The sequence below is a fragment of the Pseudomonas sp. R62 genome, from assembly GCF_000257605.1.
Lineage (GTDB): Bacteria > Pseudomonadota > Gammaproteobacteria > Pseudomonadales > Pseudomonadaceae > Aquipseudomonas > Aquipseudomonas atacamensis.
The window spans coordinates 1,242,519-1,252,418 of record NZ_JH635998.1; the positions used below are offsets into that span (position 1 = coordinate 1,242,519).

The 9,900-nt window shown below is 59.3% G+C and carries 10 protein-coding genes and 1 tRNA gene; 3 read left to right on the forward strand and 8 right to left on the reverse strand.

The annotated features are described in order from the left end of the window. Positions 1–24: 24 nt before the first annotated feature. From ampE to OQK_RS07010, 3 genes are all read right to left on the reverse strand, one after another. Positions 25–864, reverse strand: a complete 840-nt coding sequence (ampE, locus tag OQK_RS07000) for a regulatory signaling modulator protein AmpE (RefSeq protein WP_016771744.1) — start codon at positions 862–864, stop codon at positions 25–27. Further along, positions 861–1,421, reverse strand: coding sequence for a 1,6-anhydro-N-acetylmuramyl-L-alanine amidase AmpD (gene ampD, locus OQK_RS07005; protein ID WP_016771745.1), 561 nt, complete (start codon positions 1,419–1,421; stop codon positions 861–863). The genes ampE and ampD overlap by 4 nt, the downstream gene beginning before the upstream one ends. A 64-nt stretch (positions 1,422–1,485) precedes the next feature. Then, a complete protein-coding gene (locus tag OQK_RS07010; RefSeq protein ID WP_016771746.1) occupies positions 1,486–3,663 on the reverse strand; it encodes a DUF1631 domain-containing protein in 2,178 nt (725 codons plus the stop codon). A gap of 267 nt (positions 3,664–3,930) precedes the next feature. Between OQK_RS07010 and nadC the strand changes: the two genes are divergently transcribed. Beyond that, entirely contained in the window at positions 3,931–4,779 is an 849-nt protein-coding gene (nadC, locus tag OQK_RS07015) for a carboxylating nicotinate-nucleotide diphosphorylase (protein WP_016771747.1), read from the forward strand. Positions 4,780–4,827: 48 nt separating this feature from the next. Here nadC and OQK_RS07020 read toward each other — a convergent pair whose 3' ends face one another. Further along, positions 4,828–5,127 (reverse strand): DUF6388 family protein, encoded by a 300-nt coding sequence (locus tag OQK_RS07020; RefSeq protein ID WP_016771748.1) that lies wholly within the window; start codon positions 5,125–5,127, stop codon positions 4,828–4,830. A 355-nt stretch (positions 5,128–5,482) separates the two neighbouring features. Between OQK_RS07020 and OQK_RS29120 the strand changes: the two genes are divergently transcribed. Further along, positions 5,483–5,734 carry a type II toxin-antitoxin system HicA family toxin gene (locus OQK_RS29120; RefSeq protein ID WP_081489836.1) on the forward strand — a complete coding sequence of 84 codons (252 nt, stop codon included), beginning with the start codon at positions 5,483–5,485 and terminating at the stop codon, positions 5,732–5,734. Then, positions 5,731–6,072, forward strand: a complete 342-nt coding sequence (locus tag OQK_RS07025) for a type II toxin-antitoxin system HicB family antitoxin (RefSeq protein WP_016771749.1) — start codon at positions 5,731–5,733, stop codon at positions 6,070–6,072. Before OQK_RS29120 ends, OQK_RS07025 begins: the two co-directional genes overlap by 4 nt. Positions 6,073–6,092: 20 nt before the next feature. Here OQK_RS07025 and OQK_RS07030 read toward each other — a convergent pair. The 4 genes from OQK_RS07030 to truB form a co-directional block, all read right to left on the reverse strand. Further along, positions 6,093–6,165, reverse strand: a tRNA-Thr gene (locus OQK_RS07030). A 157-nt stretch (positions 6,166–6,322) separates the two neighbouring features. Next, positions 6,323–8,428, reverse strand: coding sequence for a polyribonucleotide nucleotidyltransferase (pnp, locus tag OQK_RS07035; RefSeq protein WP_016771750.1), 2,106 nt, complete (start codon positions 8,426–8,428; stop codon positions 6,323–6,325). 204 nt (positions 8,429–8,632) lie between these two features. Continuing rightward, positions 8,633–8,902: a 30S ribosomal protein S15 gene (rpsO, locus tag OQK_RS07040; protein ID WP_016771751.1), complete on the reverse strand. Its 270-nt coding sequence runs from the start codon at positions 8,900–8,902 to the stop codon at positions 8,633–8,635. A 143-nt stretch (positions 8,903–9,045) separates the two neighbouring features. After that, positions 9,046–9,900 (reverse strand): tRNA pseudouridine(55) synthase TruB (gene truB / locus OQK_RS07045; RefSeq protein WP_016771752.1); only part of this gene is annotated, 855 nt, incomplete at its 5' end.

The following is a 9,900-nucleotide window of genomic DNA, read 5'->3' on the forward strand; positions in this document are numbered from 1 at the left end:
CACAATGAGTTTCACTTTGGCTTATCAGTGAACCAGAACCGTCCACAAGGCAAACCCGGCATACCACAGCACTGCCGCGCGCAGCAGCAATTCCCACAGGCAATCGAGGGTGTTGATGCCGTCCGGGCCGACCACTGGCGGTGGAACTTCCCCGGCTGCCAGGCCGACCTTGTTGATCAACTGCGCAGCGCTGATGTTCCAGTTCAGCAGCTCATGCAGCATCACCCGGCTGACCGCGACGAAGTTGCCGACCAATGCCAGACTCGCCGCCAGCAAGCGCACCGGCACCCAATCGAAGGCATGACGCAACTGCGCAGCACGCTCGACCAGCGCCGGATTGCAGCCGTGCTCTTCGGCCAGCGCCAACAAGCGATAAGCCAATGCCGCCACCGGCCCGAGGAGGAAGTACCAGAAGATCACCGCGAAGAAACTCTGATACGCCTGCCACAGCAGATGCCCCTGCACTTGCTCAAGCAATTGCTCGCCACTGTCGGCGCAGATGTCCAGGTCGCGCTTGGCCACGTGGGCCGCCGCTTGCAGATCCTCACGGCGCCAGGCATCGCGGAACGGTCCGAGGCCGCCGAGCAGGTCGCCACGCCCGAGGCTGTAAATCACCACCAGCAAATGCACCGGCAGCGCCAGCAAACCGTACGCCACCGGTTCCAGCACCAGCAGCAACAGCGCCAGCAACGCCACCGGGCACAGCACCAGAATCGTCAGCACCAGCCACGGTTGCCTGGCCAGCCGTTTGCTGTTTTCGAGTTTGTGCAGTTCGCGGATCCATCCGCCGTCGCGTTGAAGCCGATGGCGCAGGGCCGAAAACTTCTCGATCCACACCGCCAGCAGTAACACCAGAAAACTCATTGTCCTTCCTCTTTTGCCAGGGCTGCGCGGTAGCGTGCCCAGTCGAATGCCGGTCCCGGATCGGTCTTGCGCCCCGGCGCGATATCGCTGTGGCCACAGATACGCTGAGCGGTGATCGCCGGAAAGCGCTTCTGCAACTGCCGGGTCAGCGCAGTCAACGCTCGATACTGTTCATCGGTAAACGGCAGATCATCGGTGCCTTCCAGCTCGATGCCGACGGAAAAATCGTTACAGGTTTCACGACCCTCGAACACTGAAACCCCTGCGTGCCACGCCCGCTCCAGACAAGAGACAAACTGGGTGACCTTGCCGTCACGTTCGATCAGAAAATGCGCCGAGACGCGCAGGTCAGCGATGCCTGCAAAGTACGGGTGTTCGGTGACATCCAGACGATTCTGGAAAAATTCCTGAACCTTGCCCGTGGCGAATTGCGCCGGCGGCAGGCTGATGTTGTGGATGACCAACAGGGACACTTCGCCCGCCGGGCGCTCATTGAAGTTGGGCGACGGGCAGATCTGCACGCCATGACACCACCCGCTCGCGGGATCCAACTGCATACCGATTCCTTCAACGCCGACCATGTGGGCGCCCAGTATGCCGCGATCCACCCTCACCGCGCGATCACTTGCCGCGATTGAGTCGCCGCAGGTCGCCCAGCACCGATTCCAGTGCGCGGTCGAACAGCAAGGTGTCATCCAGCGCACGGGCGGCGCCACGGCTGAAAGCCAAGGCGAGGTCGGTGCGGCTGTGCTCCAGCACCTTCGTCCCGGTGCGGTCGACGAAGACATATTTGCCGGTCTCTTCGATGATCGCGGCGAGTTTGCAACGCAAGGTCTGTTCGTCGTCTGCGTCGAACACCACCCAGTGGCCCACACGCAACTGCTCGACCTGAGACAGACCGGCAGCGTCTTGCGCCAGGCGCGGCGCCGGGGTGGCTGCTGCCTGGTCGGCACTGTGCTGCAAGACCTCGGGCGTGACTTCGATCAGCGGCATGGCGCTGTGCTCGGCATCGTCGGAACGCTCCAGCACGCGTACGTGCAGAGCCTCCAGCTCACTGAAAAATTCGCTGGTGGCAAACGGGTCGAACGCGGTGCTGCTCAGGCCATCGCGCAGTGACTTGAGCAAACCCGGGACCAGTGCCAGCAGGCGCAGGCTGGATTCGCCGTCGTCATGGCGCTGCACGCTCCAGACCAACTGTTCCATGGTCTGCACGTCGGCGTGCCATTCGGCGGACTGATCACCGTGCTTAAGGCAGGTCAGCAACAGCACTTTGCTCCAGGCCTGCTGGACGAAACTCACCACCGTCGCCGGCAGCACTTTGCCCAGTAGCGCCTGTTGCAACGCCTGCGCAACGCGATGCTGAGCCAGCTCGGCCTTCGCCCGGCCTTCCTCGGCATCCCGCAAGCGTTGTTCCAGCAGTTCGGTGCGGCGGCGCTCTTCCTGAGTGAAGGCGAGGAAGTCGGCGAGCAGTTCGGAGAAGATCGCCGGGTCGTCGACAAATTCGCTCAGCAAGCGCTGCACCACTTGCTCGATGCGCACGTAGAGGCTGTCGCGCTCAGCGCCGTCGCAATCGCTCCAGCCCATTGCGGCCTCGGCGATTTCGTTGAGCAGGCGCCGCGCCGGGTGCGTGCTGCGGCTGAAGAAACTCTTGTCCAGCACGGCGACCTTGAGCATCGGAATCTGCAATCGGCCGATCAGCGCCTTGAGCGCGTCAGGCACGTTGCGATCGTCGAGGATGCAGTCGAAGACCATGGCGATCAGGTTGATCACATCTTCGTCAGCAGTCGCGACGACGCGGGAGCGGCCACTTCTGACGCTGACCCGGGTCAGCAGTTGTTCGAGCTGATGGCGCAGATCGAAATCCTCCTGAGCCTCAAGCGCCGGTACGTATTGCTGCAAGTGCGACAACAACCGCAGCAGGTCGCGGGTGTTGATCGGATGCGCCGGGGCGCCGGGCTCCAGGGTCGGTGTGACGCGGCCGCGCACCTGGGCGAGCAATTGCTGCATCGCGGCGAACACTTGCTCGATGCCTTCGTCCGCTGGCGGCTCGTCGAGATCTTCAATCAATGTGTCGCTGTCCGCAGGCTCGACCATGCGACGAGCCACGGCGGGCTTCAGATGTGGCAACACGCCGGTGGCGAGCAACAGCTGATTGGCCTCGCCATACAGCTGCTCGGTGTCGGCCAGCACATAGCGTTCGAACAGTTTGAGCAGGATCAGCTTGACCTTGATCTCGACGCCGAGGTTACGCCCGGCCTGCAGGAAATATTCGCAGAGCATCGCCGGACTCAGCGGGTTGTGCTGATCGTCCAGACGCTTGCCGAGCATCGAGCTGAAGCGTGCGGTCAGTTGATCGAGAGCGAAGCCGTCGCGCTTGAGCACGCGACTGACCATGGTCTGCACGGCCACGGTACGCTCCATGGCATCGGTGCGCGGCGCCGACTCTTCGACCACCGGCGTGCGTGGCAGAGTGTTGGCGGCGGGGTCGTATTGGGTAAGGCCGGCGAAGGCTTCAAAGAACAGTTCAAGAAAGCCGCGCTCGATATTCTTGCGCTTGAGGCGCAGGTCGCGCATGGCTTCGAAAAAGATGTTCTGATCGACGTCGTTGCGCGCCCGGTCGGCCATTTCGAACAGCGTGTCGTCGGCGTTATCGAACAGCTCCTGCAAATCGTGGCGCAGCTGCTGCGCAGCCTTGTCGCGAACCTGCAGCAGAATCACCGGCAAGCGGGCAAGCGGCGAGTGGTCCGCCAGATCGGCAGTCGCCCGGTGCAAAGGCACCACTTTCCCGTCGTTGCGCATCCAAGCCTCCTGGAACGGTGATTCGGTTCGTCGCTTTCGACACTGCCTCAGCGGAGTCGTTCGTCAAAGCCATGACGTCAAATACAAGGCGGATTATCTGGCAAAAGAGGCCGACGATGCTATAGGCCTCAGGGTTTCCCCTATACGCCATACACCTCGCACTCAGCGCAGGAAAATCGACCAGATGCGCCAGGCACGCACGTTCTCGCCTTGGGTTGGCTCACGCCCTGCCCCTATAATCGAACCACTTTGTTTGTGGAGTCCGTTATGCCGAATCTACGTCTCGCCGATCTGACCGCCGAAATCGAAAACAACGTGCGCCGTGCGTTGCTCGAAGACGTCGGCAGCGGCGACATCACCGCGCAACTGATCCCGGCCGAACGCCTGGCCAAAGCCACCATCATCACCCGTGACGACGCCGTCATCTGCGGCACCGCGTGGGTCGATGCGGTGTTTCGCCAGCTCGATCCGCGCGTGGCGGTGCATTGGCAAGTGGTCGACGGCCAGCGGGTCAAAGCCAATCAGCCGCTGTTTCATCTGGAAGGCCCGGCGCGCTCACTGCTGACCGGTGAACGCAGCGCGCTGAACTTCCTCCAGTTGCTTTCCGGCGTGGCGACGCGCGCGCAGTACCTGGCAGACTTCGTCGGCGAGACGCAGGTCAAGTTGCTCGACACCCGCAAAACCCTGCCCGGCCTGCGTCTGGCACAGAAATACGCCGTAACCTGCGGCGGCTGCCACAACCATCGCATCGGTCTCTACGACGCCTTCCTGATCAAGGAAAACCACATCGCCGCCAGTGGTGGCATCGCCGAAGCCGTGGCCGCCGCACACAAGATCGCCCCGGGCAAACCGGTTGAGATCGAGGTGGAAAGTCTTGAAGAGCTGAAGCAGGCGCTGGAAGCCGGCGCCGACATCATCATGCTCGACGAACTGAGCCTGGACGACATGCGCGAAGCGGTTCGCCTGACCGCCGGCAAAGCGAAACTGGAAGCCAGCGGCGGCATCAACGAAAGCACGCTGCTGCCGATCGCCGAAACGGGCGTGGATTACATTTCGATTGGTGCGATGACCAAGGATGTCAAAGCGGTGGATCTGTCGATGCGCTTGAGCCTCTGAGCATTCGCGCAAGAAAAAACGCCAGCCAGTTGAGGCTGGCGTTTTTGTTCAGACCACCAGGTTATTCATCTCGCAGTACTCTTCCCACTCAACACCCAATACTTCCGCCGCTTCCTTATGCAGCACGAGGCGCTGCGCCTCGAATTCCTCCGGCGTGCTCGTGTACTTGAGGGTCAGCTCCCACGGCTGCAAGCCCTGCGCTTCGGCTTCGTCTTCGAAGGACCACTGGATCTGGTCTTTCTGATCATCGGGACTCAGGTCCTTGATCTCATCCTTCAGTTCCGGCACATCCAGAAGGTATTTTTCCAGCGCTTGTTCGTGGCGTTGCTCTTGGGTCAATTCAGTCATGGGGTTCTCGCTGATCTTAGGAATGGAGGATGGATCTGGATCATCAAGGATCTCTCTGACGCAGGAAGCCATTGGAAGCTCGGTTTTTCCTGGCCTTCAGGACCATTCGTGGATCATCTGAAAACAACGGTGCTTGCTTGTCTGGTACGAAGGAATCCTAACAGAGACGCAAGCCAGTGCAACCGGGGGAATGAAATGAAGGGTGGTATGCGCTTGGTTACAGTTTCCTGTTTCCATGCGCGAAATCCACTGCGTATAAATCCTCACCCATCGCTTTTGAGGTTACGACGAACAAAACCTTCACATTGACCGCCCAAACACAGGCAACTATATTCAGTTGCAATCATAGGCCAGCATGTCAAAGACTGAAAAACTTCTCGCCAAACTAGTCAACGGCCGAAGCGCATTCACATGGTCCGAGCTTGTCACTCTGTTGGCGCGTCTTGGTTACTCTCAGCTGGAAGGATCCGGTAGCAGGATCAAATTCGACAACGGGAATCCGAGCGCATTGATCAACCTGCACAAGCCACATCCCGGAAATGAAATCAAAACATACGCAAGACGCCAGATTATCGAGCAACTGAAAACAGGAGGCCTGATTCCATGAGTTCCCAGCTGCACTACAAAGGCTATGTTGGCTCTATCGAGGCGAGCACGGAAGATAAGTGCCTGTTCGGAAAACTCCTTTTCATCAGGGCGCTGGTTAATTATGAAGGACAAACGGTGGCTGAACTGGAAGCAGCCTTTCGCGAGGCGGTAGATGACTATTTACAAACCTGTGAGCAGCTCGGGCAGAAGCCTGAAATCCCATGCAAAGGATCGTTCAATGTTCGCATAGGTCACGATCTGCATTTAGCAGCGGCTCTGGCGGCAACCCGTCAAAATGTGTCGTTGAATGATCTGACACGTCAAGCACTGAACGAATACCTCCAACACCACGCATAAAACCGAAGGCGAAAATTTTTTGCCCGAGACAGGAATCGAACCTGCGACCTTCGCGTTACGAGTGCGCTGCTCTACCGGCTGAGCTACACGGGCGGTGGGCTAAACCTAGCACCGGTCTCGAGCTGCGGCAAATTTGTGGGTTGTCTGATGGTTTTCTTTTGAGAACTACAATTTCTTTATTTCAGATAAAAAAATACCCCCGCCGTTTGCACGGCGGGGGCATCTTCATTGCGCTAAAGCGTTGGGGTGATTAAACGCCCGAAGCTTTGGCAGCTGCCACGTCTTTGATGGACAGCTTGATACGGCCGCGGTTGTCCACGTCCAGCACCAGCACTTCCACTTCCTGACCTTCTTTCAGAATGTCGGTGACTTTCTCTACGCGAGCGTCGCTCAGCATCGAGATGTGCACCAGACCGTCCTTGCCCGGCAGGATGTTTACGAATGCGCCGAAGTCGACGATGCGCTCAACCTTGCCGACGTAGATCTTGCCGATCTCGGCTTCTGCAGTGATGCTCAGAACGCGCTGACGAGCAGCTTCTGCAGCATCCTTGGTTTCGCCGAAGATCTTGATCGAGCCGTCGTCTTCGATGTCGATCGAAGCCTTGGTTTCTTCGCAGATCGCACGGATGGTCGCGCCACCTTTACCGATAACGTCACGGATTTTGTCGGTGTCGATCTTCATCGCGATCATGGTCGGAGCGTTGGCCGACAGCTCGGTACGCGACTGGCCAATGATCTGGTTCATCTGGCCGAGGATGTTCAGGCGCGCTTCAAGGGCCTGGCCCAGAGCGATTTCCATGATCTCTTCGGTGATACCCTTGATCTTGATGTCCATCTGCAGCGCAGTCACGCCTTTGGCGGTACCGGCTACCTTGAAGTCCATGTCGCCCAGGTGATCTTCGTCGCCGAGGATGTCGGTCAGGACGGCGAACTTCTCGCCTTCTTTAACCAGACCCATGGCGATACCGGCCACCGGTGCTTTCATCGGTACACCAGCGTCCATCAGTGCCAGGGAAGCACCGCACACGGAAGCCATCGAGCTCGAACCGTTGGATTCGGTGATTTCCGACACCACGCGGATGGTGTACGGGAACACGTCAGCGGCTGGCAGCATGGCCGAAACCGAACGACGGGCCAGACGGCCGTGACCGATTTCGCGACGACCGGCGCCACCCATGCGACCACACTCGCCTACCGAGAACGGCGGGAAGTTGTAGTGCAGCATGAACGGGTCTTTCTTTTCGCCTTCCAGGGTGTCCAGCAGTTGCGCGTCACGGGCGGTGCCCAGTGTTGCCACAACCAGCGCCTGGGTTTCGCCACGGGTGAACAGTGCCGAACCGTGAGTCTTCGGCAGAACGCCGACTTCGATGTTCAGCGGACGTACAGTCTTGGTGTCGCGACCGTCGATACGTGGCTTGCCGTTAACGATGTTTTCGCGAACGGTGCGGTATTCGATTTCGCCGAAGGCGGCTTTGACTTCAGCAGCGCTTGGCTGGCCTTCTTCACCGGACAGCTTGGCAACCACCTGGTCCTTCAGCTCACCCAGGCGAGCGTAACGGTCGGCCTTGATGGTGATGGTGTAAGCCTGGGAGATCGCATCGCCGAACTCGGCACGGATAGCGCCCAGCAGTTCGGTGGCTTCTGGCGCAGGAGCCCAGTTCCAGGTTGGCTTGGCGGCTTCGGCAGCCAGTTCTTTAACTGCGTTGATCACAACCTGGAATTCGTCGTGAGCGAACAGTACCGCGCCCAGCATCTGGTCTTCGGTCAGCTCTTTGGCTTCCGATTCAACCATCAGCACGGCGTCGGAAGTACCGGCAACGACCATGTCCAGGCTCGAAGCGGCCTGCTGCTCGTAAGTCGGGTTCAGCAGGTAGCCGGTGCTTTCGTGGAAAGCCACGCGAGCGGCGCCGATCGGGCCGTCGAACGGAATGCCGGAAATGGCCAGGGCAGCCGAGGTACCGATCATCGCAGCGATGTCCGGATCGGTCTTCTTGCTGGTGGAAACGACGGTGCAGACAACCTGCACTTCGTTCATGAAGCCTTCTGGGAACAGCGGACGGATCGGACGGTCGATCAGTCGGGAAGTCAGGGTTTCTTTCTCGGAAGGACGGCCTTCACGCTTGAAGAAACCGCCAGGGATCTTACCGGCGGCGTAAGTCTTTTCCTGGTAATGAACGGACAGAGGGAAGAAGCCCTTGCCCGGATCGGCTTGCTTTGCACCGACAACAGTCACCAACACGCTAACGTCGTCGTCAACGGTGACCAATACTGCGCCGGAGGCCTGACGGGCGATACGGCCTGTCTCGAGGGTAACGGTCGATTGACCGAACTGGAATTTTTTGATTACCGGGTTCACGGTGTCCTACCTTCTTTGTGGCTCTTGGGGGAAACGGTTTCTTGCGAATTCTTGGGCAATCTCGGGAATCGGCCCGATGGCAATTGTCCGGGTGCTACAGGTAAAGCCATGCTGCAGATAAAACTTGAGGCTGGGAGCCTGCAAGGCGCCAGCGGAAAACCGCTGACGCCCGACAGACCACCAACCTCATAGCGCAATCGCTGATTAGCGACGCAGACCCAGGCGAGCGATCAGCGCGGCGTACCGGCTTACGTCCTTGCCTTTCAGGTAGTCCAGCAGCTTGCGACGCTGGTTAACCATGCGGATCAGACCACGACGGGAGTGGTGATCTTTACCGTTGGCCTTGAAGTGACCTTGCAGTTTGTTGATGTTGGCGGTCAGCAGTGCAACCTGCACTTCTGGCGAACCAGTGTCACCAACAGCTTGCTGGTAGTCAGCAACGATTTGAGCTTTTTCTTGAACGTCGAGAGCCATGAGGCAATCCTTCCTTATCAGGAAACTGTTTCAGGGAAACAGCTTCAACAGGCCAGGGACAAATCCCTGTATCTATAAATGAGTAGTGACCATGCCTGTTAACAGCCACACTCGCCGGCCCGCTTAACGCAGACCGGTTCCGGTCATTCTGACCGAATCAAGCGACGCGGCGCGATGCGCCCGTCTTCGCTCACTTCACCGATACCGATGAAACGACCATTGTGATCCTGTACCCGCACCATGCCGAACTTCGGCGCATCCGGGGCACGTACCGGCTGGCCGTTGAGCCAGTAGAACGCGCTCGCTTCCGAGAAGTGCAGCAACGGCCAATCCTGCAGGCCGCTGTCCGATGGCATCAGGAAGCGATCGACCGCTTCGTTGCCGCCTTCGGCATGTACCGCTTCCAGCTCTTCGAGGGTCACGGTCTGCGCCAGGGTGAAAGGCCCGGCCTGGGTCCGGCGCAATTCTGCGACGTACGCACCACAACCGAGTTGCTCACCGATATCCTCCACCAGGGTGCGAATATAGGTGCCCTTGCTGCAGTCCACCGCAAGCCGCGCAGTATCGCCTTCGAAGGCCAGCAATTCCAAGCGCGCAATAGTAACAGAACGCGGTTCGCGCTCCACTACTTCGCCTGCACGTGCCAGTTTGTACAGCGGCTGGCCATCACGCTTGAGTGCCGAGTACATCGGCGGTATCTGACTGATTTGCCCACGAAATTTCGGCAGAACCGCTTCGACATCGGCGCGACCAACGGTCACCGGACGCTCCTGCAAAACCTCGCCTTCGGCATCGGCCGTGGTGGTGGTCTTGCCCAGTTGCGCCAGAGTCTCGTAGCCCTTGTCGGAATCGAGCAGGTATTGCGAGAACTTGGTCGCCTCGCCGAAGCACAGCGGCAACACGCCGGTGGCCAACGGGTCGAGGCTGCCGGTGTGCCCGGCCTTCTCGGCATTGAGCAGCCAGCGCACCTTCTGCAAGGCAGCGTTGGAGGTGAACAC